The following is a 26,330-nucleotide window of genomic DNA, read 5'->3' as shown; positions in this document are numbered from 1 at the left end:
GATGAAGTTTCGTTTTCCCATCGTCATCATCGACGAAGACTACCGTTCCGAAAATACGTCGGGCCTGGGCATTCGAGCCCTGGCCTCGGCGATAGAGGCCGAAGGCGTAGAGGTTCTCGGGGTCACCAGCTATGGTGACCTTAGTTCTTTTGCGCAACAGCAAAGCCGCGCGAGCGCCTTCATTTTGTCGATTGATGATGAGGAATTCGATGTGGATTCCCCGGAGGATGTCGCCAATGCGATCAAGAACCTGCGCTCCTTTATTGGCGAGCTGCGGTTCCGCAACGAGGACATCCCCATCTATCTGTACGGCGAGACACGCACCTCGCAGCATATCCCCAACGATATTTTGCGCGAGCTGCACGGCTTCATTCACATGTTCGAGGACACGCCCGAGTTCGTGGCGCGCCACATCATCCGTGAAGCACGCTCCTACCTGGAAAGCCTGGCGCCGCCGTTTTTCCGCGAGCTGGTCAAGTACGCGTCTGACGGTTCCTATTCCTGGCACTGCCCAGGGCATTCGGGGGGCGTAGCCTTTCTGAAAAGCCCGGTTGGCCAGATGTTTCACCAGTTTTTTGGTGAAAACATGCTGCGTGCCGACGTCTGTAATGCGGTCGATGAATTGGGCCAGCTGCTGGACCACACCGGCCCGGTGGCCGAGGCCGAGCGCAATGCTGCCCGCATCTTCCATGCCGACCACTGCTTTTTCGTGACGAACGGCACGTCCACGTCCAACAAGATCGTCTGGCACGCCAATGTGGCCAATAACGACGTAGTGGTGGTGGACCGTAATTGCCACAAGTCGATTCTGCACGCCATTACCATGACGGGCGCTATCCCGGTGTTTCTGCGCCCCACGCGCAACCACCTGGGTATTATTGGCCCCATTCCGCAAGACGAGTTCCTGCCGGAAAACATTGCGCGCAAGATCGAGGCCAACCCGTTTGCCAGCAAGGCCAAGAACAAGAAGCCCCGTATTCTGACGCTGACGCAAAGTACCTATGACGGCGTGATCTACAACGTGGAAATGATCAAGGAAACCCTGGACTCCAAGATCCCCACGCTGCACTTTGATGAAGCCTGGTTGCCGCATGCGGCGTTCCACGATTTCTATCACGACATGCACGCCATTGGTGCGGACCGTCCGCGCACCAAAGACACCATGATTTACGCCACGCACTCCACGCATAAAATGCTGGCAGGCTTGTCGCAGGCGTCCCAAATTACGGTGCAGGATGCGGAAAACCGCCCCTTGGACCGCAACGTGTTCAATGAAGCCTACTTGATGCACACCAGCACCAGCCCGCAGTACGCGATTATTGCGTCCTGTGATGTGGCGGCGGCCATGATGGAGCCGCCCGGCGGCACCGCATTGGTCGAGGAAAGCATTTGCGAGGCCATGGACTTCCGTCGCGCCATGCGCAAGGTGTCCAAGGAATACGGCGAGAACGACTGGTGGTTCAAGGTCTGGGGACCGGACAATCTGCCTGAAGAAGGCATAGGCGAGCGCGACGACTGGATTCTGCGCTCCGATGCGGAATGGCACGGCTTTGGCAAGTTGTCGACCAACTTCAACATGCTGGATCCGGTCAAAGCCACGGTAGTGACTCCCGGCCTGGATATTTCCGGCACCTTTGCCGAACAAGGCATTCCTGCCGCTCTGGTCTCCAAGTATCTGGCCGAGCATGGCGTGGTGGTCGAGAAAACCGGCCTGTACTCCTTCTTTATTCTGTTCACCATTGGCATCACCAAGGGCCGCTGGAATACCTTGCTGACCGCCTTGCAGCAGTTCAAGGACGATTACGACCGTAATCAGCCCATGTGGCGCATTTTGCCGGACTTTTGCAAGACTCAGCCTACCTACGAGCGCATGGGCTTGCGTGATCTGTGTCAGCAGATTCACCAGGCCTACCGCAAGTACGATCTGGCTCGCCTGACGACCGAGGTGTACCTGAGCGACATGATTCCCGCTCTGAAGCCTTCGGATGCTTATGCCAAGATGGCGCATGGCGATATTGAGCGCGTGGGTATTGACGAGCTGGAAGGCCGTGTGACGGGTGTATTGCTGACGCCTTACCCTCCAGGCATCCCTTTGCTGATTCCTGGCGAACGCTTTAACTCGCGCATTGTGGAGTACCTGCAATTTGCGCGCGAGTTCAATGCCCGCTTCCCTGGCTTTGAGACCTATGTGCATGGACTGGCGCAGGATATCGGCCCCGATGGACTGCCGCGCTACTACGTAGATTGTGTGCTTGAGTCTGAAACCAACGAGTAAACCCGCGTGATCCCTTTTTTTGATGTTGCCGTCATCGGCGCAGGTGCGGCCGGTATGATGGCTGCCAGTATCGCAGGCCAGCGTGGCTTGCGAGTGGTACTGATTGATCACGCTGAAAAGCTGGCCGAGAAAATCCGTATTTCCGGTGGAGGGCGCTGCAACTTCACCAATACGGGCACCTCGCCAGAGAATTTTCTGTCCAAGAACCCGCATTTTTGCCGTTCTGCCTTGGCGGGCTATACCCCCCAGGATTTTCTGCAACTGGTGCGAGAGTACCGCATCGGCTTTCATGAAAAGCACAAAGGCCAGTTGTTCTGTGATGACTCCAGCGAGTCCATCATCCAGATGCTGCGCCAGGAGTGTTTGAAAGGACAGGTGTCCTGGCGCATGCCCTGTTCGGTGCAGTCCATTGGCCGTACCGAGGAAGGCTTTGTGCTGCGCACCAGTCAGGGGGATTTGAATGCCTTGCAGGTGGTGATTGCCACGGGTGGCATGGCGATTCCGCAGCTGGGTTCCACGGACTATGCCTTGCGCGTGGCGCGTCACTTTGGGTTGAAAGTGATCGAACCGCATCCGGCTTTGGTGCCTTTGACCTTTGATGGTCGGGATTGGAAGCCATTTTCTGCCTTGAGCGGAATGGCTCTGGAAGTGGAAGTCAGCACAGGGCAAGGCAGGCAACGCCAGGCCTTTTTGGAAGATCTGCTGTTCACGCACCGTGGCTTGTCCGGGCCGGGCATCTTGCAGATTTCCAGCTACTGGCAGTCGGGCGATACCATTAGTGTGGACCTGGCTCCCGGTCAGGACATCGCGCAACAATTATTGGATCTGAAAGCGGGTAACCGTCAGCAACTGGTCACGGTCTTGTCGACTTTGTGGCCGCGCCGTCTGGTTGAGCAATGGCTGGATACCTCGGACTTGTTGCCCAAAGGCGTGGGGCAGCAACGTCTGGCCGATCTGCCGGATCGTGTATTGCGCACGGTGGGACAGGTGATTAATGGCTGGGAGTTGAAACCTAGTGGCACCGCAGGCTATAAAAAGGCGGAAGTGATGAGCGGCGGCGTGGATACGCGCGAGCTCAATCAGAAGAGCATGGAAGCACGTAAAGTACCTGGTCTGTACTTCATCGGTGAAGCGGTCGATGTCACCGGCTGGCTGGGCGGGTATAACTTCCAATGGGCCTGGGCGTCGGCAGCAGCGTGTGCACGTGCTTTGAAGACACAGGCAGAGCAAGGTTAAGTATGCGAGCGGGAAGGGCAGTGGGCATGGTCTGCTGCCGTTTCTGAAATCATCGGGATTGTTGGCTGGTCAGTCAGGGAGGCGATATGCAGCTGCCAGGAGATAGAAAGTACGTAGTAAGCCACGAGTGGGCCAAAGATGAAGACGGTGTTGTGCTGGTTGGCATTACCGACTTTGCTCAAGATCAGTTGGGCGACCTGGTGTTTGTGGGTGACTTCACCCCAGGGACGCGTCTGGCTGCGGGTGCTACAGCGGGTGTGGTGGAGTCGGTGAAGGCCGCCTCCGATATTTACGCGCCTGTAGCGGGCGAGCTGGTGGAGTTCAACCAGGCCTTGTCCGATGCACCGCATCTGATCAATGAAGCTCCATTTGATACCTGGATTTTCAAGCTCAAGGCTGACAATCCGGCTGATCTGCAAGGTTTGCTGGATGGCCCTGCTTATGCAGCGGTGGCTGAGTAAGCTCAGATATTGAGTTAGCAGGAATACGCCTTGGTCTTGCCTGATTTCGGCGGACTGATCGCAAAAAAGACCTGAATCCGTGTCATCGGATTCAGGCCTTTTATTTGGTTTCGAGTATACGCGGTTAAGCGTGCAGTGAGACGGATAGCTTGGGCCAAGTAGCCGGTTTTCTTAACTACGGCGGCGATACGTCACGTAGTCGTAAGTGAAACCGTTTTCCTCAGGCTGAGGCAGGCGCTCCACTTCTTGCCACTCACCGGCGGGCAGTTCCGGAAAGAAAGTATCTCCATCCACATCAGCCTTGATCTCGGTCGCAATCAGTTCTTGCGCCACAGGCAGGGCCAGACGGAAAAGCTGTTCGCCACCAATCACACAAGCGGTTTCAAAGCCGGGGCACGCCGCCAGGGCATCGTCCAGATTGCTGAATACCTGCGCACCTTCTGCCCGGTAATCCGCATTGCGGCTGATCACCAGATTCGGGCGGCCGGGCAAGGGACGGCCCAGCGACTCCCAGGTTTTACGGCCCATGATGATGGGCAAACCCATGGTCACGCGCTTGAAGTGCTGCAAATCGGAAGGCAGGCGCCAGGGCAGGTCGTTATCCTTGCCTATGCAGCGATTGGCAGCATAGGCAACGACCAGGCGAATAAAAGGGGTAGAGCTCATACGGCAACAGGCGCCTTGATATGGGGATGAGGATCGTAGTCGGTGATTTCGAAGTCTTCGTACTCGTAATCGAACAGACTGGCGGGTTTGCGCTTGATCGTCAGCTTGGGGTAGGGGCGAGGCTCGCGCGAGAGCTGTAGCTCTGCTTGTTCGAAGTGGTTGGAGTACAGGTGACAGTCACCACCAGTCCAGATGAAATCACCCACTTCCAGATCACATTGCTGCGCCATCATGTGAGTCAGCAAGGCGTAGCTGGCGATATTGAAGGGCACGCCCAGGAAAATATCGGCACTGCGCTGGTAGAGCTGGCAAGATAGCTTGCCGTCTGCCACATAAAACTGGAACAGGGCGTGGCATGGGGGCAGGGCCATCTGGCCCACATCCGCTACGTTCCAGGCCGAAACAATCAGGCGGCGTGAGTCGGGATTCTTGCGGATCTGTTCCACTAACTGGCTGATCTGGTCAATATGACGGCCATCGGGAGTGGGCCAGGAACGCCATTGCACACCATAGACCGGGCCCAGATTGCCGTCCTTGTCGGCCCATTCGTCCCAGATGGTTACGCCGCGCTCTTGCAGCCAGCGCACATTGGACTCACCACGCAAAAACCACAGCAACTCAATAAAGATGCTGCGGGTATGCAGTTTCTTGGTGGTGATCAGCGGGAAACCCTGCGACAGATCGAAGCGCATTTGGTGGCCAAATACCGAGTTCGTGCCGGTGCCGGTGCGGTCCCCTTTGGGAGTGCCTTGGGTGTAGACCAGGCGCAGCAGGTCTTCGTAGGGATACAGGGACATGGTGGCCTCAGGCTTGCTGAATGTCGACGGAATAGGTGATCTCGGCAGTTTTGCCCAGCATGGCCGAAGCGGAGCAGTACTTGTCGTGCGACAGTTGTACGGCACGCTCAACGGCGGCCTGGGGCAGATCCTTGCCAGTGACCACAAAAGTGAAGTGAATTTTGGTAAAGACTTTGGGGTCGGTGTCGGCGCGTTCGGCCGTCAGCTTGACCTGGCAGCCGGTAATGGCGTGCCGACCACGTTTGAGGATCAGCACCACGTCGTAGGCTGCGCAGCCACCGGCGCCGGTCAGCAGCATTTCCATGGGGCGTGGAGCCAGGTTATTGCCGCCACCTTCGGGTGCACCGTCCATGGCCGTCACATGACCACTGCCTGTACGGGCAACGAACAACATTCCGTCTTTGCCGCCCCAGTCGATTGTGCATTCCATATGAATTCCTTTGTTTGCAGTGCGAGCCAAGACTCGTCAGTAGATTGATAGCGGTGATTGTACTTTTTGATGAGGGCTGTGTCGCGCCTGGATAGAAACCAGGTTTAGCGTGATTTGATGCGGATTTTTGCAGCTTTATTGCTCATTGAAATGTGAAGCCCGGATGAGGTGCTTGTTACTTCTCAGGGCATCTGATTGTGGCGGATGTGGAACCCGTATAAGAAATTCCATATGGACAAATCAGAGCAGAACCACGCTCTTTGTAAGATTTAGACTGGTTTTGTTGTTTGTCCTAGGATAAACTGCTGTGCGGTACACGGCATTTTGAAACAGATATGTCACAGGGGTTTACCCTCGCCTATAATGGCTGTCGCCCGTATACCAAAAAATGTCGTGCTCGTATTTGTTCTGTCTCAATAAACCTTGCTTTCAATGGGGGCTTTATTCGGACGTCACAAGCGGGTGTTTTAACATGACGGCTCTCGCGACCTAGGCAGTCGCAGATTTTTTGCGTCCATGCTCTTTTGATCTGCGACGCGTCAAGGTGCCGCCGAGCTGCTTGGCAGCTTCACATTAACCAGGCCTGGATCATTGTGAATACCGTTTCAATACTGCTACTAGCTTTCATATTGTCCGTTACAGGACTCTTTGTTTTCATCTGGTCGTTACGCCGTAACTTCTTTGACCACAGTCCCGCTGCTTCGCGAGAGATCTTCTCCAAAGGCGAAATCGGGCAGGTAGATGACCCTTCCGCCACCCCTGAACAACGTCAGGCACTTCAAGAAGAAATGGGCCGCAAGGCAATTTCGGCTGAAGATCGTCAGGCGCTGAGCCTTGAATTGGCAGAACGCGTGGAAGCCGACCGCTCCTCCGCCAAGGTCACTTTCATTTTGCTGGCCTGTTCGGTCTTCTGGCTGATCTTTGCCTCGACGGCAGGTTTGATCAGCTCGATCAAGCTGCACGATCCCGAATTTCTGACGCAACACGCCTGGATGACCTTTGGTCGCATGCGTACGCTGCACCTGAACGGTGTGGCTTACGGCTGGGCTCCAATGGCCGCTTTCGGCGTTGCCATGTGGATGCTGCCTCGTTTGCTCAAGACTCCCCTGATCGGTGCGCGTTATGCCATCACGGGCGGGATCTTGTGGAACATTGGCCTGGCTATCGGTCTTACATGTATCGCGATGGGTATCACCGACGGTATGGAATGGCTGGAAATGCCTTGGCAGGTTGATATCCTGATGGTTATCGGTGGTGCTCTGGCTGCCCTGCCTTTGGTCTTCACCTTGCAAAACCGTCGTGCTCACCACTTGTATGTATCGGTGTGGTACATGGGCGCAGCCCTGTTCTGGTTCCCCATCCTGTTCCTGGTCGGCAACCTGCCTGCCGTGCACGTGGGTGTTGAACAAGCAACCATGAACTGGTGGTTTGGCCACAACGTGCTGGGTCTGTTCTACACCCCGATGGCTCTGGCTTCGGTGTACTACTTCCTGCCCAAGATCATCGGTCAGCCTATCAGCTCCTACAACCTGTCTCTGGTGGGTTTCTGGGGCCTGGCATTTTTCTACGGTCAGGTCGGTGGTCACCACCTGGTTGGTGGTCCCGTGCCGCAGTGGATGGTTACCCTGTCCATCGTGCAAAGCATGATGATGATCATCCCTGTGCTGGCTTTCTCGATCAACCAGCACTACACCATGAAGGGTCACTTCCGTACCCTGATTCACTCGCCTACCCTGCGCTTTATCGTGCTGGGCGGCATGATGTACACCGTCAGCTCCATTCAAGGTTCTTTTGAAGCGCTGCGCAGCATCAACACGATTACCCACTTCACGCACTTCACGGTTGCCCACGCTCACATCGGCTTGTACGGCTTCTTTACCATCGTGATGTTCGGTGCCATCTACTACGTGATGCCACGCGTCATGTCCTGGGAATGGCCTTACCCCAAACTGATCTCCCTGCACTTCTGGCTGGTTGTGATTGGTTTCTCCATCTACGCTATTGGTCTGAGCATTGGCGGTTGGCTGCAAGGTCTGGCCATGCTTGATCCTGCCAAAGCCTTCATGGAATCGGTGTTTGTCACGATGCCTTACCTGAAGTCGCGCTCGATTGGTGGTGGTTTGATGACTCTGGGTCACCTTGTGTTTGCCTTCCACTTTGTGGCAATGGCTTTGCGCTATGGCAGCCGTCGTATTGGTCCAGCCCTGTTTCACCAGCGCTCGGCAACTCGCAATGTAGTGGAGGCATGATTTAGTCATGGAAAGCGAATACAAACTATTGGGCGGCGCCATGGTGACGCTCGCCCTGGCCACATCGGCTCTGGTCGTTGTCCCTTACCTGCAAGTTAAAAAGGTGGAGCCTTCACCAGGCCTCAAGCCCTACACGGAAGTGCAACTGCGCGGCCGTCAGCAATACATTGATATGGGCTGTGTCTACTGTCACTCGCAGCAGCCACGCAGCCAGAACCAGGCTCCTGACTTCCAGCGTGGCTGGGGTCGTGCCTCGGTAGCAGGCGACTACTTCTACGACACACCTCACCTGCTCGGCACCATGCGTACCGGTCCTGACCTGCTCAATATTGGTGCACGTCAGCCTAGCGTGGACTGGCACCTGGGCCACTTGTATCAGCCTCGTGCTTATACCCCTGGCAGCAATATGCCTTCTTACCCCTTCATGTTCGAGCTCAAGGACAAGGCAGAGGACGGCGACAAGGTTGTCAATTTGCCTGGTGATTTCGCACCCGAAGGCAAGGTGGTTGTGGCCAAGCAAGAGGCCCTGGACCTGGTTGAATACCTGTTGGCGCTGGATCGTACGTATCCCGTAGCGCCAGCCAGCGTTATCAAATAAACAGGCATTGCTGAGCTAGCGCGCCCCGCAGGGCGGGGCGCCTCGGAGAATTAGAATGAGCGACAATCGTAAATATGAAGCACAGCTGCGTGAGCATTCCGATCCGGAAGAAAACGCAGCACCGATCCCTTGGGTGGTTCTGCTGATCATTGCAGGTCTGTTCCTGTGGGGCATCTACTATATTTTCAGCAGTGACCTGAGCCATGACGCAACCGTGGGCGACAACCGTATCGTTGCCGACTTCGAATTGCCGGAAGGCGCGGTAGATGGTCAGCAGCTGTTCGTAGCCCAATGTGCCGCCTGTCACCAGGCAACGGGTGCCGGTGTTCCAGGCGTGTTCCCTCCGCTGGTGGGTTCCGAATGGGTACTGCGCAAGCCTGAAGTTTTGGTCCAGATCATGCTGCACGGTATTACGGGTGAGATCACGGTCAAGGGTAATAAGTACAATGGTGCGATGCCCGAGTTCCGCGAGAAGTTCAATGACGAGGAAATGACGGCCGTTGTTAATTACCTGCGTACAGAATTGGGTGGCAATAGCGCCGATCCTGTGGACGTGGCCTTTGTCAAAGCCGAACGTGAAAAAACAGCTGATAAAACCGATCATTGGAATGGGGACGCTGATCTGGCTCCCATGGAAGAGTAAGACTGAAATGATGGGCCAGCGATGAGACTATTTATAAGTATTCTCCTGGTCTTCGCCCTGGGTATTGGGGCACTGGCCCATTTGACGCAAGGGTTCTCCGCCCTGACAGCCGAGACGGCCCGTCGCAACGATGTTGCCGCCTCGCCGCGTCTGATCTCCGATGTCGAAGTACTGCTCCCTGCCGGGGGCAGTACCCAGCTAAGCTCTCTGCTGCAAAACGATGGCCGTATTACCATCGTCAATTTCATCTATACCCGCTGTGTCACGCTATGTCTGGCGATGGGCTCGGAGTATCAGCAACTGCAAAAAGCCATTGTGGACGAGGGCCTGCAGGACCGTATCCGCCTGCTGAGCATCAGTTTTGATCCCACCGATTCGCCCGATCACCTGCGCCGCTATAGCAAAACCATGAAGGCCAACCCGGACGTCTGGCAATTTGTCACCATGATGCCCGGCGAGCAGCGTCAGCGTGTGCTGGATGATTTTGGTATCGTCGTCATTCCCGCCCCTTTTGATGAGTACGAGCACAACGCGGCCTATCACGTTGTCAGTGCCGAACCGCGCCTGGGTCGTATCGTGGATTACGGTGAACCTATGTTGGCCCTGGCGTATGCCAAGCGTGCCCTCGAGGATCTGGATAAGAAGGGAGCGATGTAATGTCCTTAAAACGTGTCGTCGAATCCCCTAAAGTCCGTCCTTATTTTGGTAGTGCCCTGGCATTAGTGGCAGCTTTGCTGTTTGCTGCCGCAGCCTTCTGGGATCGCCCCCTGACAGCCTCCATGAGTCTGCATATGCTTGTGCATATTCCCTTGTTGGTCCTGTCGGGCATTAGCTTGCAACTGGCCTTGCGCTACCAGGGAGTTGGCCGTTCGGCTGCCATGCAGTCTTTACTACGCCCGTATTACGCCCTGAATGAGTATGGTTTGCCTGGTCTGATCATGGTCAGTTTTGCGGCGGCTTACTGGATGGTTCCCAAAGCACTGGACGATGTGTTGGTATCGCCTCCCATGGCTACTGCCAAATATATCGGTCTGGTCTTGATGGGCATGTTGTTCATGGAGTCCTGGCGCCGCGCTCATCTGGTGTTTCGTCTGTTCTTCTTTGGTAACTTCAGTTGGATGATGGCCATTGTTGGCTTGCTGTATTACGACAATCCGGTTCGGCTCTGTAATTTCTATCTGCAGTCTGACCAAGAGATTGCCGGCATAGGCCTGGTTATCATGGCTTGTGTGCTGCCATTGCTTTGGCTCTTGTCTGAGAGCAAGGCAGTAATCGCCTTTTTGCGGCAATAATACCCATCCATTTTGTTTTGCAGGTGTCCTCATGAGCCATACCGTTTCCAACAGCGATACCCGTCTGTACCGACGCAACAGCTTTTTTGACCAGATTCTGAGCGAGACGAATCGGGCCCTGGAAGTATTGGGACGTTCGGCACGCGCGTCGCGCCCGAATCCCGCTGGCAAGGAAGTGTCCGAGATCACGGCGGACGAAGCCCGCCATGCTGCCGGCTTGATGCGTGTGAACCATGTGGGCGAGATTTGCGCCCAGGCCTTGTATCGTAGCCAGGCCATGCTGTGCAAAGATCCCCAGGCAACTGAAGTACTGCTGCAAGCCGCCCAGGAAGAAGTCGACCACCTGGCGTGGTGCGATGATCGTTTGCGTGAACTGGACAGCCGTCCCAGCGTGTTCAACCCTTTGTGGTACGCCGGTTCCTTTGCCTTGGGCTTGCTCGCCAGCCGGGCAGGGGTACCGTATAACCTGGGCTTTATGGCCGAGACCGAGCGTCAGGTTGAGGAGCACCTGGAAAGCCATCTGGAGTCCTTGCCTGCTACAGACAATCGCTCGCGTCGGATCGTAGAAAAAATGCGCGATGACGAGATTGAGCATCGTCGTACCGCCGAGAATCATGGGGCTGTGGGTTTGCCTCCACCTGTCAAAACCTTGATGCGCATGATGTCCAAAGTCATGACGACAACGGCGTATCGCTTGTAAAAGGGGTTCTGGGCCTAGTCACTTCTTCGTGAGTGCTGAGCTTTCAGGGATGCAAGCAGTAATAACGGGTCAATTACTGACCCGTTTTTCTTTGTGGGTTTGGAGCTTGTTTGGCGGCTTAGGGTTAACGACTAGATACCTGGACTGTTATTTGCGTTAGGAAATTGATGCATTAATGCGACAAGATACGCATCTAAGGGTTTTCCAGAGCATTTATCTTGCATTGCACCATTTTTGTGGGTAGACTTTAGTTATTGGATGTTGAAAAGAAAGCGGGAAAAACAAGCGTAATAACCCTTAGCTTTCTGGCTCGATACTTTATCTAGTAGCCCAACTTGCCACGATTGTCTCCTCCACCCTCCTCCTTTGGTGGATTTGCCCGAGATCGCTAGATCTCGGGTTTTTTTTTGCCCGTCTCCTTTGTTTGTGAATGTCCTGCCTTGAAGGGCCAGCGTTTACGGGGCTTCTGGCCTTGTTGATGCCCGTGCGGCTTGCCGTCGCTGTTTTGGCTTCACATGAAAAAAAATACTGCACAGTCTGAATAAGAAAAGCCTTGCCCATCATTGTGGATGGACAAGGCTTTTTTATCGCCAAGGCTGAGCGAACTTACTTCTGTGGAACCGTGGCCACATGCAGCAGGTTGGTGCGACCGCTGGTGCCAAAAGGAACACCGGCAATCATCACGATGGTATCGCCCGCCTGAGCGAACTCATGCTGCGCTGCCATATCGGTAGCGTGGTCGATCATCTCGCCCAGATCGCTGACGTCCTCGCAAGGCACGGCATGAACACCCCAGGCCAGGCTCAGACGGCGTGCGGTTTCCACACGGGGTGTCAGTGCCAGGATAGGGGCGATGGGCCGTTCACGGCTGGCACGCAAGGCGCTAAAGCCAGTCGTGGTGTAGGCCACGTTCGTTGCCGGTTCCAGAATGCTGGCCACGCGACGCAGAGCGCAGCAGATCGCGTCTGCGGTGCTGGCTTCAGCGGTGCTGTGGTTGGCTTCCAGAATAGTGCGCCAGCTAGGATCGTTTTCGATTTCCTTGATGATGCTGTCCATGATGGACACCGCTTCCAGTGGAAACTGGCCGGAGGCCGATTCGGCGGACAGCATGACGGCATCTGCACCCGAATAGATGGCGGTAGCCACGTCGGAAGCTTCAGCACGTGTAGGCACAGGCGAGGTAATCATGGATTCCAGCATCTGTGTGGCAACGACCACCGGACGGCCTGCCGCACGGGCAGTACGCACGATTTGACGCTGCAACACAGGCACGCGCTGGGGTGGGACTTCCACGCCCAGGTCGCCACGTGCCACCATCACGCCGTCACACAGCTGGACGATTTCTTCCAGATGTTCCAGCGCTTGTGGTTTTTCCAGCTTGGCCATGATCCAGGCCTTCTCCCCGATCAGCTCGCGGGCTTCACGGATGTCGCCAGGACGTTGCACAAAGGACAGCGCAACCCAATCCACGCCCAATTCCAGTCCAAACTTCAGATCGATCAGGTCTTTTTCGGTCAAGGGCGAGATAGGCAGTACCACGCCGGGTACGTTCACGCCCTTGCGGTCGGACAGCGGGCCGCCGACCATGACCGTGGTTTCTGCAAAATCCGGACCGAAGCTGTCCACACGCAGACGCAGCTTGCCGTCATCGAGCAGCAGGTCTGTCCCATCTTCCAGTGCAGCGAAGATTTCGGGGTGAGGCAGGTAGGCACGCTGGCTGGTCCCCTCAGTGGGGTCCAGATCCAGACGGAATTTCTGGCCGGTTTCCAATGTCACGCGGCCATCTTGCATTTTGCCAACGCGCAGCTTGGGCCCTTGCAGGTCCATCAGAATACCGATACTGCGACCGGTTTCCTTTTCAATCTGACGAATGGTGTGATAGCGCGCGGCATGGTCTTCATGTGTGCCGTGGCTGAAGTTCAGGCGGAACACATCAGCGCCGGCCTCGAACAGTTCACGAATGCGTTCTGGCGTAGAACTGGCAGGACCCAGGGTAGCCAGAATGCGGGAATGACGTTGACGTTTCATGGGTTGTTGTCCTTAGGGGGATCGATAGCTCAAAGAGCAGCGATACCGGCGCGGGCGATCTGAGCGTCTTCAGGTGCCTTTACGCCGGACACGCCGACTGCACCAATGACTTGACCGTCCACCACAATCGGCTCGCCGCCTTCCAGTGGCGTGATGGGCATGGACAGAGCGGCAAAGCGACCATTGTTGACCATGTCTTCAAAAACCTTGCTGGGCTTGCCACCGCCCAGCACGCAGGTGTGTGCCTTGGCGGGAGCAACCTGGGCGCTCATCAAGGGAGCGCCGTCCATGCGTTGCATCCAGAGCGCGTGACCGCCTGCATCGCAAATGGCGATGCTGACAGCCCAGTTGTTCTTCAGCGCTTCTTGCTCGGCAGCAGCGGCAATTTTTTTAACATCGGCCAGGGTCAGTACTTTCGTGTCTCTCATGTCCAGTCCTTTAAGAAAAGCGTTAATCGCTAGGGGTTAAAACCAGAATTGCACGGAAATCGTTGACGTTGGTCAGGGTAGGGCCCGTAACCAAAGCGTCATCCAAGGCTTCAAAGAAGCCATGACCATCATTATTGTCCAGACTGGCCCTTGGGCGTATACCTTGTTGCCAGGCACGCTCCAAAGTGTCCGGACCGCAGAAGGCTCCGGCAATTTCTTCCTGGCCGTCCACACCGTCGGTATCGCCGGCCAAACCGTAGATACCGGGTGCCCCGTTCAAGGCAATGGCGGTGGACAACAGAAATTCCACATTGCGACCGCCACGGCCCTGGCCGCGCAAGGTCACGGTGGTTTCTCCGCCCGAGAGCAGCACGCAGGGGGCCTGGGCAGGCTGGCCATGCTGGGCAACGCTCAAGGCGATACCGGCCATGACTTTGCCTACATCGCGGGCTTCGCCTTCAATGCTGTCGCCCAGCAAGACGGGACGCACCCCACGGGCTTCAGCGACACGAGCTGCAGCCAGCAGGGCCAGTTGGGGTGTGGCGACCAGATGGGTGGTGACATGAGCCAGGCGTGGATCGTGAGGCTTGATGGTTTCGCCATCGCCGCTCTCCAGCAGGGCGCGGGCTGCGGCAGGAATTTCGATGCCGTAGCGGGTAATGATTTCCAGCGCTTGCTCGCATGTGGTGGGATCTGCCACCGTGGGGCCAGAAGCGATGTCCATGGGCTTGTCGCCGGGAACATCGGAAATCAACAGGTTCAGGACACGAGCAGGGGCACAAGCCGCTGCCAGACGGCCGCCTTTGATGGCGGACAGGTGGCGGCGTACCGTGTTCATCTCACCAATCGAAGCGCCCGATTTCAGCAGCGCTTTGTTGATGGCTTGTTTATCCGCCAGGGTGACACCTTCTCCGGCCAAAGGCAGCAGGGACGAGCCGCCACCGGAAATCAGGCAAATCACCAGATCGTCTTCGTTCAGATCGCTGACCGTGCGCAAAATTTCGCGGGCCGCGTCTTCACCGGCTTGATCGGGGACCGGGTGGGAGGCTTCCAGAATCTTGATGTGATCACAAGGCACGCCGTAGCCATAGCGGGTGACGACCACGCCGCTGATGGGGCCTTTGTCCCAGTGACGCTCCAGTGCCTGGGCCATCGCTGCCGATGCCTTGCCTGCGCCAATCACAATGGTGCGGCCTTTGGGCGCATCGGGCAGATAAGGTGGGATGCAATGTTCAGGCTGAGCCGCGTTGACGGCAGCTTGAAACATTTTGCTGAGTAAGTCTTGTGGCTCGATCTTCATGGGTCAATCCTAATGCAGAGGGACGGTAAGAAACCATCTTACTGCGCTACAACAGGCCTTCACATCCCCGCTTTGACTAGCCGTTCTCCGAGGGAGAGTTCGCTGTTTTGGGGAGGTTTGGCGGTAAAAAAAGCGGGCCGCAGCCCGCTTGCTGGATGCCCCGACCGTGGTGGCTTGATACATGGAAGAAACCAGCCCGGACAGGAGCATCCTTGCACCGATCTTATTGACCAATCTCGTAGTTGGCCATGATTTCCAGGGCACGGACCATGGCGGAGTGGTCTTGTGCTGCGCCACCGTGGGCGGCGCAGGTGTTGAACAGTTCCTGTGCCGTTGCGGTGTTGGGCAGAGCCACGCCCAGCTGACGTGCCGTGGTCAGGGCCAGGTTCAAGTCTTTCTGGTGCAGTTCGATGCGGAAGCCAGGATCAAACGTGCGCTTGACCATGCGCTCACCGTGAACTTCCAGAATACGGGAGTTCGCGAAACCGCCCATCAGGGCTTCACGTACCTTGCCTGCATCGGCACCGGCCTTGGAGGCCAGCAACAGGGCTTCGCCCACGGCTTCAATGGTCAAAGCCACAATGATCTGGTTGGCCACTTTGGTGATTTGACCGTCGCCGTAGCCGCCGACCAGGGTGATGTTCTTGCCCATCAGTTCAAACAGGGGCTTGACCTTGTCGAAGGCTTCTTGCTTGCCGCCGACCATGATGGTCAGCGAGCCAGCCTTGGCACCGACTTCGCCACCGGACACAGGAGCGTCCAGGTATTCGCAGCCCAGCTTGACGATGCGCTCGGCAAAGTCTTTGGTGGCCACGGGGGAGATGGAGCTCATGTCCACCACGATCTTGCCAGCGGTCAGACCGGCGGCAATGCCGTCTTCGCCAAACAGCGCATCTTCCACGTGCGGGGTGTCGGGCACCATGGTGATGATGATGTCAGCCTGACGGGTCACTTCGGTGCCGTTGGCGCAAACGGTTGCGCCGGCTTCTTTCACGCTTTTGGGGAAGTCGCCACGGGTGTAGGCAAACAGCTCATGACCACCCTTGATCAGGTTGACGGCCATGGGTGCACCCATGATGCCCAAACCAATAAAACCGATTTTAGCCATTGTGTAATCTCCTAATAATTATCTGCAGGTATTCGACGATCAGGCGGTGACTTCAGTCAGTTCAGTCATCCAGCCCAGGCCATCCTTGGTCACGCCGGCGGGTTTGTACTCGCCGCCGATCCAGCCCTGGTAGCCAATGCTGTCGATGTACTTGAACAGCCAGGCGTAGTTGATCTCGCCTGTGCCCGGTTCGTTGCGGCCTGGGTTATCCGCGATCTGGATGTGTGCAATCTTGTCCAGGTGCTTTTTCATGGTGGCAGCCAGCTCGCCTTCCATGCGCTGGGCGTGGTAGACGTCGTACTGGATGAACAGATTATCCGAACCCACGTCCTGCAACAGTGCCGCGGCCTGTTCGGTGCGGTTCAGGTAGAAACCTGGAATGTCGAAGGTATTGATAGGTTCAACCAGCAGGCGCAGACCAGCGTCTTTCAGCTTGGCGGCAGCAAACTGCAGATTGCTGACCAAGGTCTTGTGAGCCAGTTCACGGTCTGCGCCCTCGGCCAGCTTGCCCGCCAGGCAGTTGACTTGCTTGCAGCCCAGCGCAGTGGCGTATTCAATGGCACGGCCTATGCCGTCCTGAAATTCACCCACGCGCTCGGGCAGGATTGCAATGCCGCGCTCGCCGCCGTCCCAGTCGCCCGCAGGCAGGTTGTGCAACACTTGAGTCAGACCGTGTTGTTGCAGTTTGTCAGCCAGTTGCTGTTTGTCGTAGGCGTAGGGGAACAGGTACTCCACTCCCTTGAAACCGGCTTCGGCCGCTGCCTGGAAGCGATCCAGGAAGTCGTGCTCGTTAAACAGCATGGTCAGGTTGGCGGCAAATTTTGGCATAGTGCTACTCCGTTTTTTAAATCAGCAATCAGTCCATCAGCGAGATGGCGGTGGGGGCGTCAATACCCGCTTCGGCCAGGGACTCGAATTCCGTCACATTGTGCAGTTCGGTGCCCATGGCAATGTTGGTGACGCGCTCCAGGATCAGTTCGATCACAACCGGCACGCTGAACTCTTTCATCCATGCACGAGCCTGTTCAATGGCAGGCTGGATGTCTTCGGGTTTGTGTACGCGGATGGCCTTGCAACCCAGACCTTCCACCACGGTAATGTGATCGACACCATAACCTTCGGTTTCTGGGGCGTTGATGTTGTCAAAGGCCAGCTGTACACAATAGTCCATCTCAAAGCCGCGCTGTGCCTGACGGATCAGACCCAGGTAGGCGTTGTTGACCAGAATGTGCAGGTAAGGCAGCTTGAATTGTGCGCCTACGGCCAGCTCTTCAATCATGAACTGGAAGTCGTAGTCGCCCGAAATGGCTACCACTTCGCGACCGGGGTCAGCAGCAACGACACCCAGGGCGGCAGGAATCGTCCAGCCCAATGGGCCTGCCTGACCGCAGTTGATCCAGTGACGTGGCTTGTACACGTGCAGGAACTGGGCAGCAGCAATCTGCGACAGACCAATGGTGCTGACGTAGGTGGTCGAAGGACCAAAGGCGCGGTTCATTTCTTCGTAAACGCGCTGAGGCTTCAGGGGTACGTTGTCGAAATTGGTCTTGCGCTGCAAGGTGGCCTTGCGCTTCTGGCAGTCGGCTACCCAGGCGTCGCGGTCGCGCAGCTTGCCAGCAGCCTTGTATTCCTTGGCGACTTCAATGAATAGTTTCAATGCAGCGCCAGCGTCCGAGGCAATACCCAGATCAGGGCCAAATACACGGCCGATCTGTGTAGGCTCGATGTCCACGTGCACGAACTTGCGGCCTTCGGTGTAGACGTCCACGGAACCGGTGTGGCGGTTAGCCCAGCGGTTACCGATACCGAATACAAAGTCCGATGCCAGCAAGGTCTGGTTGCCGTAGCGGTGCGAGGTTTGCAGGCCAACCATGCCAGCCATCAAGGGGTGATCGTCGGCCACGGTGCCCCAGCCCATCAGGGTCGGGATAACAGGCACGTTGACCAGCTCGGCAAACTCCTGCAGCAGCTCGGATGCGTTGGCGTTGATCACGCCGCCACCGGATACGATCAGCGGACGCTCGGAAGCGTTCAGCAGTTCGATGGCTTTTTCAGCCTGGGCACGGGTGGCGGCAGGCTTGTAAGCTTCCAGCGGGGAGTAGGTGTCCAGATCAAATTCGATCTCGGCCATCTGTACGTCGATAGGCATATCGATCAGTACAGGACCAGGACGGCCAGAGCGCATGATGTGGAAAGCCTGCTGGAACACGCGTGGGATCAGATCGGGTTCGCGCACGGTGACGGCCCATTTGGTCACGGGCTTGGCAATGGATTCAATGTCCACGGCCTGGAAGTCTTCCTTGTACAGGCGGGCACGCGGGGCCTGACCGGTAATGCACAGAATTGGGATCGAGTCAGCCGATGCGGAGTACAGACCGGTGATCATGTCTGTGCCAGCGGGGCCGGAAGTACCGATACATACGCCGATATTGCCGGGATTGGCACGGGTAAAACCTTCGGCCATGTGGGAAGCGCCTTCCACGTGACGGGCGAGAATGTGATCAAAGCCACCTTCCTTGCGCAGTGCGGAGTAGAAGGGGTTGATTGCGGCGCCAGGCACGCCAAATACGGTGCTCACGCCTTCTTTACGTAAAATCGCGGCGGCGGCGTCCACTGCTCTCATTCGAGCCATTGATATCTCCTAGATCATCGTTTGACGAAATTCACAACTCGATAATAAGGAGTGATAGCCCTGCCTAGAAATGGTGGTACGATTGTTTCTATCGATACTTGGAGTATTGAATGAGCCGTTATACCGAAATTCGAAGTTTTGCGCTGGTCGCTGAAAAAGGCAGTTTTGCGGCTGCTTCCGTGATCGAAGGCGTTACCCCGGTGGTGATGGGTAGGCGCCTGGATGCCTTGGAGCAGAGACTGGGGGTGCGTTTGATGCACCGGTCCACGCGCGGGCTGACGTTGACTGATCTTGGCGAGCAGTTTCTGGAGCAGTGCAAACAAATTCTGAAGGACTTTGAAGAGGCCGAAGCCAGCATCAGCGCCCAGCGTAAAGTGGTGCGCGGGCACCTGGTGGTATCGGCTCCGGCCGCTTTTGGGCGCCGTCATGTGGCACCGCATGCCTTGTCCTTCAAGAAGCGTTACCCCGAGCTGAAACTGTCTTTTAACTTCACCGACAGCGTGGTGGATCTGGTGCGCGAAGGTTATGACATGGCCTTGCGTATTGGCGAGGTTACCGACCCTAACTATGTGGCGGTACGTCTGTATCCGAATCGCCGTGTGGTGTGTGGAACGCCTGAGTATTTCGAGCGTCACGGGGTGCCGCGCGTACCGGAAGATCTGGCTCGTCATAACTGCCTGGCCTTCAACTTGCAGGGTGGGCAGCAACGCGGCTGGACCTTTTTGCGTGATGGTCGACCTTTGGCGGTGCGCGTTGATGGTGATCTGGACTGCAATGACGGTGAACTGCTCTTCAATTGGGTCAAGCAAGGTTGGGGGATAGGCTGGCGATCGACCTGGGAGATTCAGCCCGAGCTCAAGCGGGGCGAGCTGGTGACGGTGCTGAACGAGTTCGAGATTCCCAGCTATGACATTCAGGCGGTGTATCAGCAGCAGCGCTATCTGCCGGCCAAGGTGCGGCGCTTTATTGATTATTTGCGTGCCATCTACAACACGCCGGGCTACTGGGACGGTGAGGTGCAGTTCTAGGATTTTTACGCTTTGGAATGAAAAAAACCGCTTCGAAAAGCGGTTTTTTTTGCTGCGTACGACTTAGAAATGCCATTCCAGCTGTACGGTTGGAGCGCTGGTTTTGATACCGGGTTTCAGGCTGCCGTCTGCCTTGTAGCGGTTACCGAACTTGTTGTACCAGTACTCGTAGCCAATCCCCACCCACAAGGTGTTCTTCTTGTCGAAGGCCACTTTACCCACGTCGGCCATCAGGGATGTACGGACCAGTACTTCAGACTTGGTGCTGATGCCCGCGTAGTCATCACCTTTGGGGCCGGCGTAGTTGGCAAAGCCCTGGAACTTCAAAGGCACTGAACCCAGATCAAAGGGCAGATTCCAGTTCAGGCTGGCTAAAAACTGGGTGTCGAAAGAGCGGCGGCTGTCCGGGCAGGCGGGAGCACCCAGACCGCAGTGGTTCCACTCCTTACCCACCATCAGGCTCAGGTCCACAAAGCCTCGGGGTACATCGAATTTGAAGGTTGGGCCCAGTACCAGCAGGCGTTTGCGCGGTGCAAAGGCGGTGTTTTTGGTGTTCAGGTCAAAGCCCGCTGTGATGGCTACATCTTTTACGGGGCCGAAGCTCAGATCCTTGTCGAACACCTTGCCCATGGAGAGCTGGTGACGATAGGTGGCGTAGAACTCGGTGGCGCCATTGCTGCCATTCCCGTTGGAGGGATCGTAGCGGTCCGACTGCAGGATATCCAGGTTGAAGAAGTTCTGGCCCAGGCTGTAGCCGTTGACGTGTGTCAGGCTCAGGATGTGCTTCTGGATAGTCCGATCGTTCATCGGCTCGGTGTACTGCGTGCTGAAGCGGTAGCCTAAAAAGGTGTCGCTCCAGTCAGCTGCCAAGGCGGGGCTGGACAGCAGGGCGGCGGCCAGCGGGGCGCATGCCCAGCGAGCAGGGTGTAGCTTTTTCATAGTGTCTCCTCTTTGTTTGAGCACAAGCAGGTCCCTGGGATCTGATGTCCCTTATGGCCTGCGGCTTTAGTTTTCTTTGAGTGGGTGTTACTGACCTTGCTTAGATTAATTATGGGAAGTCGATACTTTTATGAAGGTACTGCTGAAATTTGAACAGCCGCCCGTTTCAGGCAGGGCGGCTGTTCAAAAGGGGGGCTTAGCCGTTTTGCGAGGCCAGCTGGGTGCTGCTTTCTTCTGTTTCTTTTTGAACGCTTGCCTGTTTGCGAGCCTGGGTTGCAGCGGTGGACTCAACGGTGTGACCTTGATCGACGTATTTTTCCATGCCGTTGAAAAACAGGTTCAGCAAGATGGCAGATACGGCAGCCAACAAGATTCCGCTGTGCAGCAGGGGGGCCAGAGCAGGGGGCATCTTGTCCAGCAGGTGCTCGGCAACCAGGGGAATCATGCCAAAGCCCAGGCTGATGGCCACGATGTAGGGGTTGTAAGGGTTGCGGTTCAGATTGGCAGACATCAGGATCTTGATGCCGGTAGCGGCCACCATGCCAAACATCACGATGCCGGCACCACCCAGAACATAGTTGGGGATGGAAGCCACGATGAAAGCCATTTTGGGGAACAGGCCCAGCATGATCAGGAAGGCACCGCCCATGACACATACCCAGCGGCTGCGCACGCCGGTCACGCTGACCAGGCCCACGTTCTGCGAGAAAGAGCTGTGCGGGAAGGTGTTCATGATGCCGCCCACCAGGGTGCCCAGGCCGTCGGTGCGCAAACCACGTACCAGCGCTTCACGGTCAGTCGGACGGCCACAGATGGAGCCCAGTGCCAGGAACATGCCCAGCGATTCAACCATGATCACGACCATGATCAGGGACAGAACAGCGGCTGCACCCAGCAAGGCCCAGCTAAAGGTGGGAACGCCAAAGTGGAAGGGGGTGACGATTGCAAACCAGCTGGTCTGATCCAGGCCTTCAAAGGTGATGCGACCCATGGCCAAAGAGACGAAGAAACCGACCAGCAGGCCAATCAGCACCGCCACGTTTGCCAGGAAACCGCGGGCGAATTTGGTGATCAGCAAGATGACGGTCAGCACCATCAGGGCAATGCCCAGATTTTCCAGCGAACCGTATTCGGGGTTGGGGATGGACAGGCCGGTGGCCGGATCTGTAATCGTGGGAGCGCCGCCACCAATCCAGTTCAGACCTACACGCATCAGTGTCACACCAATAACGGTGATGATGATGCCGGTCACGACCGGGGGGAACAGGCCCATCAGACGGCTAAATACCGGAGCAATCAGAATACTGAAGATACCGGCCAGGATGGTGGCGCCAAAAATACCGGGCAGGCCCAGTTGCGGGTCCAGGCCGATGGCGATCATGGGGCTGACCGCCGCAAAAGACACACCCATCATGACGGGCAACTTGATGCCGAAGATACCAAGGCCTCGGGCCTGGATAATGGTAATCACGCCACAGCACAGCAGGTCAGCATTAATCAGGAATGCGATCTGTTCTTTGGTCAGGCCCAAGGCTGCACCAATGATCAGGGGGACAGCAACTGCGCCCGCGTACATCACCATGACGTGTTGCAAACCAAGGGTTGCCAGGCGCCCCGTTGGTAGGCGTTCGTCTACACCGTCACAAGCAGCAGGCGTAGACACTTCTGGGTTGGCGGACATCCGGGTCTCCTTATTAATACGTTATGCGCAGCCGATGCCTGGGCCGCGTAAGCATAAAGTTATCGGATGGGCCGTATCACTGGAAGGCAGTACGGCTTGATAAGTAGAATACGTAAAAGCGTATGGCAGGCGGATCCCCACAGGGGGGAAAGGATATAAGCCCTGTAGATGGGGGGCTGTGTTCAGGCTACGGCCTAGCAGATTCCTGCTTTTTTCATGCGTTTTTCAATGCTAGGGGTATTGCCCACCTAGTCCATCCTGAAAATCTATGTTAGCAGCCTCCAAACTACCTTTTTGTTCAGGTGTGAAGGACTGCCAAGTATCTGATAGATATAAAAAAAGCGGCCCTGTGGCCGCTTTTTCATGGGTCTGATTTACTTGTCCGACCACAGGACGCCGGCCGTGGCCCAGTCTTCGCGTTTGACGTCGGTAAAGACCACATCAACGGCGTCCGGGGTACAGCCAAGCACACGACAGGCTTCTTTGGTCAGGGCCTGGGCGAGTTCACGCTTGATTTCCACGGGACGGCCGTCGAATAGTTGTACGTTAATAGAAGGCATAAAAGCTCCGTAGGGGTGGAAAGGGTGTTAGCGGCAAAAATCCGGCTCGCTCTGATAGAGCTTGCGTAGCAAGGCTGGCCATTCTAACAAGCCCTCTGGCTCGCCCCCCGGTAAAAGCTGGCGATGTGTCAAATCCAGCACATCCGTCGGGGGCAGGTGCAGTTGCGGGCTGGCAGCCATGGCCGAGAGCTGAATGCGACAGGCGCGCTCCAAGGCATCCATCAGGACATAAGCTTCGGCAACAGTACGGCCACAGGTCAGGGCACCGTGATTGCGCAAGAGCAGGGCGGGATAGGAGCCTAATTGCTTGAGCAGGGTTTCCTGTTCCTGGGGCGGGAAGGCCAGACCGGCATAGTCGTGATAGCCAATATCCTGCCAGAACCGCATGGCGTGTTGCGACAGGGGCAGCAATCCACAGGACAGGGCCGAGACCGCAATCGAGGCATCTGTATGTAAATGAATGACACAGTGTGCATCGGCACGGGCGCGGTGGACGGCACCATGTATGGCAAAACCGCTGGGGTTGGCTCGACGGCCTGTGCCATCCACGACCTGGCCCTGGGTATCAATCAAGAGCAGATTGGAGGCGCAGATTTCATCAAAGCGCAAACCAAAGGGATTGATCAGGAAAATGCCGTCGTGGCCGGGCAGGCGCAGGGAAATATGGGTGTAGATGATATCGTCCCAGCCCTGGCGGGCCGCCAGCCGGTAGGCGGCGGCCAGATTGACACGGGCGCGCCAGTGCTCGGGATCAATATCGGCCGGACGATGGGCGTAAATGGCCGCTATGTCAGGCGTGATGGGACAGGAATGGCTCACGCTGCTGTGGTTTCCAGTTCAGCAATGATGGCTTTTTCTTCCAGCTGAATCACATCACAGTTGTCGCCGGGACCTTTGCGGTCAATCACGATGAAGTCGGCCACTTGATTCAGTGCCATCAAAGGGTGATGCCAAACGCCAGTTGCGTAGTTCACGCCCTGGTCGCCGCGGGCCAGGAACAGGCGCAGATCGCTTGCCTTGGGAGTTGGGCCAGCAGGGGCGACAATCACCAGATAGGGCTGGCCGGACTGGGGAATGAAGGCCTGGCTCCCTTTGGGGTGGCGCTCCATCATCTCTACGGTAAAGGGCAGGGTGCGCGGCTGACCACGGAAAATGGACACAATCGCTTGACCGTCTGCGCCGGGCTCGATCTTGGCCAGGTCGTGGTAGCGCTCGGTATTGCCTTCATTGATGGTGAAGTGCTGAACCGTGTCGGAGGCCTCGATGACATCACCAAAGGGGGCGAAGGCTTCGGCTGTCAGGGTTTCCAACTTCAATGTGATTGTCATGGCAGAGGTCCTTGATAAGGCAGACCCGCGTGGGGCTGAAAGCAGCCGCGCCACGAAGGGTCACAGGAAACAAAGGGCAGCGTGCCCGCAGGCTGGCGCTACCCCGTGAACTGGATGGGTCAACAAGACCCGGCAGGCAGCAAAATCAGCCCAGCAGCGCATCCAGACGGAAACGGGCAATCTTGCCGATTTCGGTCAGACAAGCTTGAAACTCGGTTTCAGCACTGTTGTTCAGGCGAGCTTCTACTGTATCCATGATTTGGTAACGGCTCAAACCCTTGACGGCAATGACGAAGGGAAAACCGAAGCGCTCACGGTATTGGGCATTCAGGCCACGCAGACGGGCCAGCTCTTGGGCCGAACACTGATCCAGGCCGGCACCACGTTGTTCGCCTGTCGAGGCGGTGGTCAGAGTCCCTTGCTCGGCTTCTTTACCAGCCAGCTCGGGGTGAGCACAGATCAGGCTCTTTTGTTCTTCGTGCGATGCTTCTTGGACCACTTGCACCATGCAGGCGTGCAACTGATCCACGCTTTCAAAGGGACGCTGGTTCCAGCTACGCTCAGGGACCCAAGGGGAGTGTTCAAAAATACCTTCGAGCTTTTCCACGAATTGGCTCTGATCCAGGCTGGAGAGTTCGGTGAGCGCCTGTGTGGTGGTAAGGGTTTGAGTAGTCATGTGTCAGTCCGATTATCTAAGCGTAAATAGTGCGAGCCGAGGCGGCTCCAGGACCAGGCCTGGGGGCCGTTTTATCAAGGGTAGTGGGTGGGCGTTTACACGGGATGTTTGATTTATTCAAACCCTTATAAACCACCGCCTGTGGGCTATGATTTTCTTATATGGGACCAGTTTAAGTTTTCTGTTTATAAATAAAATAGAATTAGGCGTATAAATGATATATGCCATCTCGTATTGTGCATGTATGTCATTATCATGCTGGAAAAAAGCGTAAGAAGGAGAGAATAAGATGGCCGCCCGACGTGGGGATAACCCGCTTGATACCTATCTCTTGAGGGTATTTTGCTTACTCGTTACCGAGCGCAGCGTCTCGCGTACCGCGTTCAAAATGAACCAGTCGCAGCCTGCTATCAGTGCGGCCTTACGACGCTTGCGTGACATTATTGGCGATCCTTTGCTGGTGCGTGAAAAAGGGGGCATGGTGCCCACCGAGCGCGCCATTGGCCTGCTGGCCCACGCTAAAGGAGCCCTGGCCGAGATCGACTGTATGGTTAATGCGCCCGACAGTTTCGACCCTCAGGTAAGTCGCAGTGAGTTTCATATCGGAGCGCCAGATTACCTGGCGCCTGTCTTTATTGGCGGAGTGGTCGAGCGCATGCGTCGCGAGGCACCGGGGGCACGCTTGAATCTGCATTCTCTGGATGCCAGCTTTGATTTTGAGCGTTCTTTGGCGGAAGGCGACCTGGATATGGTTATTGGGAACTGGCCCGAACCGCCCGATCGCATGCACCTGTCCGTGCTGCTGGAAGATCAGATTGTCTGCCTGGTAGCGGCAACGCACCCCTTGGCTCGCAAGGGGCTGACCATGGATGATTACGTGCGGGCGCGCCATGTGGTGCCCATGCCGTATTCCATCAACCAGCGCGGTGTCATCGATACGACCTTGGCGACCTTACGTATTCAGCGTGATGAAAGCGTGGCGGTGCAGTCCTTCTCGGCGGCACCGTATTTGCTACAGAATACAGACCTGATTTTTACGACTTCGCGTCATTTCGCCGAGTTTTATTGTCGACTATTGCCCCTGGCGATTCTGGAGGCCCCGCTGGAGTTTCCGCCCATGCGCTTTTATCAGCTCTGGCATGAACGTAACCGGCATTCGCCCAGCCATCGCTGGTTACGGCGACTCCTGACCGAGTGCGGCAATCAGCTGGCCTCGACAGAACCGTTGCCGCAACCCGATTCCTGAGCCCCAATCCCGCAAAATACTTGCTTTCG

At 56.5% G+C, this 26,330-nt stretch carries 26 protein-coding genes; 11 read left to right on the top strand and 15 right to left on the bottom strand.

The features are described from left to right. Window position 1 precedes the first annotated feature (1 nt). From U2949_RS04975 to gcvH, 3 genes are all read left to right on the top strand, one after another. Entirely contained in the window at window positions 2-2,275 is a 2,274-nt protein-coding gene (locus tag U2949_RS04975; protein WP_026485019.1) for an arginine/lysine/ornithine decarboxylase, read from the top strand. A 6-nt stretch (window positions 2,276-2,281) separates the two neighbouring features. Further along, a complete protein-coding gene (locus U2949_RS04970; protein WP_026485020.1) occupies window positions 2,282-3,511 on the top strand; it encodes a BaiN/RdsA family NAD(P)/FAD-dependent oxidoreductase in 1,230 nt (409 codons plus the stop codon). A gap of 86 nt (window positions 3,512-3,597) precedes the next feature. After that, window positions 3,598-3,972, top strand: coding sequence for a glycine cleavage system protein GcvH (gene gcvH / locus U2949_RS04965; RefSeq protein ID WP_021446974.1), 375 nt, complete (start codon window positions 3,598-3,600; stop codon window positions 3,970-3,972). 171 nt (window positions 3,973-4,143) lie between these two features. Here the strand turns inward: gcvH and U2949_RS04960 are convergent, their stop codons facing one another. The 3 genes from U2949_RS04960 to U2949_RS04950 are packed head-to-tail and all read right to left on the bottom strand — an operon-like array spanning window position 4,144 to window position 5,865. Further along, complete coding sequence (locus tag U2949_RS04960; RefSeq protein ID WP_026485021.1) at window positions 4,144-4,638, bottom strand: dihydrofolate reductase; 495 nt, start codon at window positions 4,636-4,638, stop codon at window positions 4,144-4,146. Then, window positions 4,635-5,435, bottom strand: a complete 801-nt coding sequence (locus U2949_RS04955) for a thymidylate synthase (RefSeq protein ID WP_035275513.1) — start codon at window positions 5,433-5,435, stop codon at window positions 4,635-4,637. The genes U2949_RS04960 and U2949_RS04955 overlap by 4 nt, the downstream gene beginning before the upstream one ends. A gap of 7 nt (window positions 5,436-5,442) precedes the next feature. Further along, on the bottom strand, window positions 5,443-5,865 hold the full coding sequence (locus U2949_RS04950; RefSeq protein ID WP_009461122.1) for an OsmC family protein: 423 nt from the start codon (window positions 5,863-5,865) through the stop codon (window positions 5,443-5,445). Window positions 5,866-6,458: 593 nt separating this feature from the next. Here U2949_RS04950 and U2949_RS04945 point away from each other — a divergent pair. From U2949_RS04945 to coq7, 6 genes are read left to right on the top strand one after another with little or no spacing between them, the layout of a single operon-like run. Continuing rightward, a complete protein-coding gene (locus U2949_RS04945) occupies window positions 6,459-8,114 on the top strand; it encodes a cbb3-type cytochrome c oxidase subunit I (RefSeq protein ID WP_026485024.1) in 1,656 nt (551 codons plus the stop codon). A 7-nt stretch (window positions 8,115-8,121) separates the two neighbouring features. Further along, window positions 8,122-8,712 (top strand): cbb3-type cytochrome c oxidase subunit II, encoded by a 591-nt coding sequence (locus U2949_RS04940; RefSeq protein WP_321286450.1) that lies wholly within the window; start codon window positions 8,122-8,124, stop codon window positions 8,710-8,712. Window positions 8,713-8,767: 55 nt separating this feature from the next. Next, on the top strand, window positions 8,768-9,355 hold the full coding sequence (locus U2949_RS04935) for a c-type cytochrome (RefSeq protein WP_026485026.1): 588 nt from the start codon (window positions 8,768-8,770) through the stop codon (window positions 9,353-9,355). A 21-nt stretch (window positions 9,356-9,376) separates the two neighbouring features. Beyond that, a complete protein-coding gene (locus tag U2949_RS04930; RefSeq protein ID WP_009461119.1) occupies window positions 9,377-10,012 on the top strand; it encodes an SCO family protein in 636 nt (211 codons plus the stop codon). Beyond that, the gene (locus U2949_RS04925) at window positions 10,012-10,647 is read left to right on the top strand and encodes a hypothetical protein (RefSeq protein ID WP_009461118.1); all 636 of its coding nucleotides are present in this window, start codon (window positions 10,012-10,014) and stop codon (window positions 10,645-10,647) included. The genes U2949_RS04930 and U2949_RS04925 overlap by 1 nt, the downstream gene beginning before the upstream one ends. A gap of 31 nt (window positions 10,648-10,678) precedes the next feature. Then, on the top strand, window positions 10,679-11,347 hold the full coding sequence (gene coq7, locus U2949_RS04920; RefSeq protein ID WP_321286449.1) for a 2-polyprenyl-3-methyl-6-methoxy-1,4-benzoquinone monooxygenase: 669 nt from the start codon (window positions 10,679-10,681) through the stop codon (window positions 11,345-11,347). 606 nt (window positions 11,348-11,953) lie between these two features. On the opposite strand, the gene pyk is transcribed toward coq7, so the two are convergent. The 6 genes from pyk to gcl form a co-directional block, all read right to left on the bottom strand. Continuing rightward, on the bottom strand, window positions 11,954-13,375 hold the full coding sequence (gene pyk, locus U2949_RS04915) for a pyruvate kinase (protein ID WP_321286448.1): 1,422 nt from the start codon (window positions 13,373-13,375) through the stop codon (window positions 11,954-11,956). A gap of 29 nt (window positions 13,376-13,404) precedes the next feature. Continuing rightward, window positions 13,405-13,803, bottom strand: coding sequence for a GlcG/HbpS family heme-binding protein (locus tag U2949_RS04910; protein ID WP_009461115.1), 399 nt, complete (start codon window positions 13,801-13,803; stop codon window positions 13,405-13,407). Window positions 13,804-13,825: 22 nt separating this feature from the next. Next, window positions 13,826-15,103 carry a glycerate kinase type-2 family protein gene (locus U2949_RS04905; protein ID WP_321286446.1) on the bottom strand — a complete coding sequence of 426 codons (1,278 nt, stop codon included), beginning with the start codon at window positions 15,101-15,103 and terminating at the stop codon, window positions 13,826-13,828. Between the two features lie 223 nt (window positions 15,104-15,326). Beyond that, window positions 15,327-16,211 (bottom strand): 2-hydroxy-3-oxopropionate reductase, encoded by an 885-nt coding sequence (locus U2949_RS04900; RefSeq protein WP_009461114.1) that lies wholly within the window; start codon window positions 16,209-16,211, stop codon window positions 15,327-15,329. A gap of 39 nt (window positions 16,212-16,250) precedes the next feature. Next, a complete protein-coding gene (gene hyi, locus U2949_RS04895) occupies window positions 16,251-17,039 on the bottom strand; it encodes a hydroxypyruvate isomerase (protein ID WP_321286441.1) in 789 nt (262 codons plus the stop codon). A 28-nt stretch (window positions 17,040-17,067) separates the two neighbouring features. After that, on the bottom strand, window positions 17,068-18,843 hold the full coding sequence (gene gcl, locus U2949_RS04890; protein WP_026485031.1) for a glyoxylate carboligase: 1,776 nt from the start codon (window positions 18,841-18,843) through the stop codon (window positions 17,068-17,070). A gap of 110 nt (window positions 18,844-18,953) precedes the next feature. Between gcl and U2949_RS04885 the strand changes: the two genes are divergently transcribed. Continuing rightward, the gene (locus U2949_RS04885; RefSeq protein WP_026485032.1) at window positions 18,954-19,871 is read left to right on the top strand and encodes a LysR family transcriptional regulator; all 918 of its coding nucleotides are present in this window, start codon (window positions 18,954-18,956) and stop codon (window positions 19,869-19,871) included. A gap of 63 nt (window positions 19,872-19,934) precedes the next feature. Here U2949_RS04885 and U2949_RS04880 read toward each other — a convergent pair whose 3' ends face one another. The 6 genes from U2949_RS04880 to uraD all read right to left on the bottom strand — a co-directional run bounded on the left by U2949_RS04880 (window position 19,935) and on the right by uraD (window position 25,055). After that, a complete protein-coding gene (locus tag U2949_RS04880) occupies window positions 19,935-20,810 on the bottom strand; it encodes an outer membrane protein OmpK (RefSeq protein ID WP_026485033.1) in 876 nt (291 codons plus the stop codon). Between the two features lie 196 nt (window positions 20,811-21,006). After that, on the bottom strand, window positions 21,007-22,491 hold the full coding sequence (locus U2949_RS04875; RefSeq protein ID WP_321286438.1) for a nucleobase:cation symporter-2 family protein: 1,485 nt from the start codon (window positions 22,489-22,491) through the stop codon (window positions 21,007-21,009). Window positions 22,492-22,865: 374 nt separating this feature from the next. Continuing rightward, window positions 22,866-23,051: a 4-oxalocrotonate tautomerase gene (locus U2949_RS04870; RefSeq protein WP_026485035.1), complete on the bottom strand. Its 186-nt coding sequence runs from the start codon at window positions 23,049-23,051 to the stop codon at window positions 22,866-22,868. Window positions 23,052-23,078: 27 nt separating this feature from the next. Beyond that, window positions 23,079-23,870, bottom strand: a complete 792-nt coding sequence (locus tag U2949_RS04865; protein WP_321286436.1) for a class II aldolase/adducin family protein — start codon at window positions 23,868-23,870, stop codon at window positions 23,079-23,081. Beyond that, the gene (locus tag U2949_RS04860) at window positions 23,867-24,379 is read right to left on the bottom strand and encodes an ureidoglycolate lyase (RefSeq protein WP_009461105.1); all 513 of its coding nucleotides are present in this window, start codon (window positions 24,377-24,379) and stop codon (window positions 23,867-23,869) included. Before U2949_RS04860 ends, U2949_RS04865 begins: the two co-directional genes overlap by 4 nt. 145 nt (window positions 24,380-24,524) lie before the next feature. After that, entirely contained in the window at window positions 24,525-25,055 is a 531-nt protein-coding gene (gene uraD / locus U2949_RS04855; RefSeq protein ID WP_257723962.1) for a 2-oxo-4-hydroxy-4-carboxy-5-ureidoimidazoline decarboxylase, read from the bottom strand. 289 nt (window positions 25,056-25,344) lie between these two features. On the opposite strand from uraD, the gene U2949_RS04850 reads away from it, so the two are divergent. Next, window positions 25,345-26,301: a LysR family transcriptional regulator gene (locus U2949_RS04850; protein ID WP_009461103.1), complete on the top strand. Its 957-nt coding sequence runs from the start codon at window positions 25,345-25,347 to the stop codon at window positions 26,299-26,301. The last annotated feature ends 29 nt before the right edge of the window (window positions 26,302-26,330 follow it).

The sequence above is a fragment of the Alcaligenes phenolicus genome (assembly GCF_032063905.1).
Classification (GTDB): domain Bacteria; phylum Pseudomonadota; class Gammaproteobacteria; order Burkholderiales; family Burkholderiaceae_B; genus Alcaligenes; species Alcaligenes phenolicus.
The sequence above is the reverse complement of the archived record's forward strand: the minus strand, read 5'-3'. Positions and strand labels throughout refer to the sequence as shown.

Bases quoted from the DNA above. Each gene is read 5' to 3' on its own strand.
- U2949_RS04930 (WP_009461119.1), top strand. From the start codon at position 9,377: ATGAGACTATTTATAAGTATTCTCCTGGTCTTCGCCCTGGGTATTGGG.
- U2949_RS04975 (WP_026485019.1), top strand. From the start codon at position 2: ATGAAGTTTCGTTTTCCCATCGTCATCATCGACGAAGACTACCGTTCC.
- hyi (WP_321286441.1), bottom strand. From the start codon at position 17,039: ATGCCAAAATTTGCCGCCAACCTGACCATGCTGTTTAACGAGCACGAC.
- U2949_RS04935 (WP_026485026.1), top strand. From the start codon at position 8,768: ATGAGCGACAATCGTAAATATGAAGCACAGCTGCGTGAGCATTCCGAT.
- U2949_RS04960 (WP_026485021.1), bottom strand. From the start codon at position 4,638: ATGAGCTCTACCCCTTTTATTCGCCTGGTCGTTGCCTATGCTGCCAAT.
- U2949_RS04870 (WP_026485035.1), bottom strand. From the start codon at position 23,051: ATGCCTTCTATTAACGTACAACTATTCGACGGCCGTCCCGTGGAAATC.
- U2949_RS04860 (WP_009461105.1), bottom strand. From the start codon at position 24,379: ATGACAATCACATTGAAGTTGGAAACCCTGACAGCCGAAGCCTTCGCC.
- gcvH (WP_021446974.1), top strand. From the start codon at position 3,598: ATGCAGCTGCCAGGAGATAGAAAGTACGTAGTAAGCCACGAGTGGGCC.
- coq7 (WP_321286449.1), top strand. From the start codon at position 10,679: ATGAGCCATACCGTTTCCAACAGCGATACCCGTCTGTACCGACGCAAC.
- gcl (WP_026485031.1), bottom strand. From the start codon at position 18,843: ATGGCTCGAATGAGAGCAGTGGACGCCGCCGCCGCGATTTTACGTAAA.
- U2949_RS04850 (WP_009461103.1), top strand. From the start codon at position 25,345: ATGGCCGCCCGACGTGGGGATAACCCGCTTGATACCTATCTCTTGAGG.
- uraD (WP_257723962.1), bottom strand. From the start codon at position 25,055: ATGACTACTCAAACCCTTACCACCACACAGGCGCTCACCGAACTCTCC.
- U2949_RS04900 (WP_009461114.1), bottom strand. From the start codon at position 16,211: ATGGCTAAAATCGGTTTTATTGGTTTGGGCATCATGGGTGCACCCATG.
- U2949_RS04950 (WP_009461122.1), bottom strand. From the start codon at position 5,865: ATGGAATGCACAATCGACTGGGGCGGCAAAGACGGAATGTTGTTCGTT.
- U2949_RS04885 (WP_026485032.1), top strand. From the start codon at position 18,954: ATGAGCCGTTATACCGAAATTCGAAGTTTTGCGCTGGTCGCTGAAAAA.
- U2949_RS04955 (WP_035275513.1), bottom strand. From the start codon at position 5,435: ATGTCCCTGTATCCCTACGAAGACCTGCTGCGCCTGGTCTACACCCAA.
- U2949_RS04910 (WP_009461115.1), bottom strand. From the start codon at position 13,803: ATGAGAGACACGAAAGTACTGACCCTGGCCGATGTTAAAAAAATTGCC.
- U2949_RS04925 (WP_009461118.1), top strand. From the start codon at position 10,012: ATGTCCTTAAAACGTGTCGTCGAATCCCCTAAAGTCCGTCCTTATTTT.
- U2949_RS04905 (WP_321286446.1), bottom strand. From the start codon at position 15,103: ATGAAGATCGAGCCACAAGACTTACTCAGCAAAATGTTTCAAGCTGCC.
- U2949_RS04875 (WP_321286438.1), bottom strand. From the start codon at position 22,491: ATGTCCGCCAACCCAGAAGTGTCTACGCCTGCTGCTTGTGACGGTGTA.
- U2949_RS04940 (WP_321286450.1), top strand. From the start codon at position 8,122: ATGGAAAGCGAATACAAACTATTGGGCGGCGCCATGGTGACGCTCGCC.
- U2949_RS04880 (WP_026485033.1), bottom strand. From the start codon at position 20,810: ATGAAAAAGCTACACCCTGCTCGCTGGGCATGCGCCCCGCTGGCCGCC.
- pyk (WP_321286448.1), bottom strand. From the start codon at position 13,375: ATGAAACGTCAACGTCATTCCCGCATTCTGGCTACCCTGGGTCCTGCC.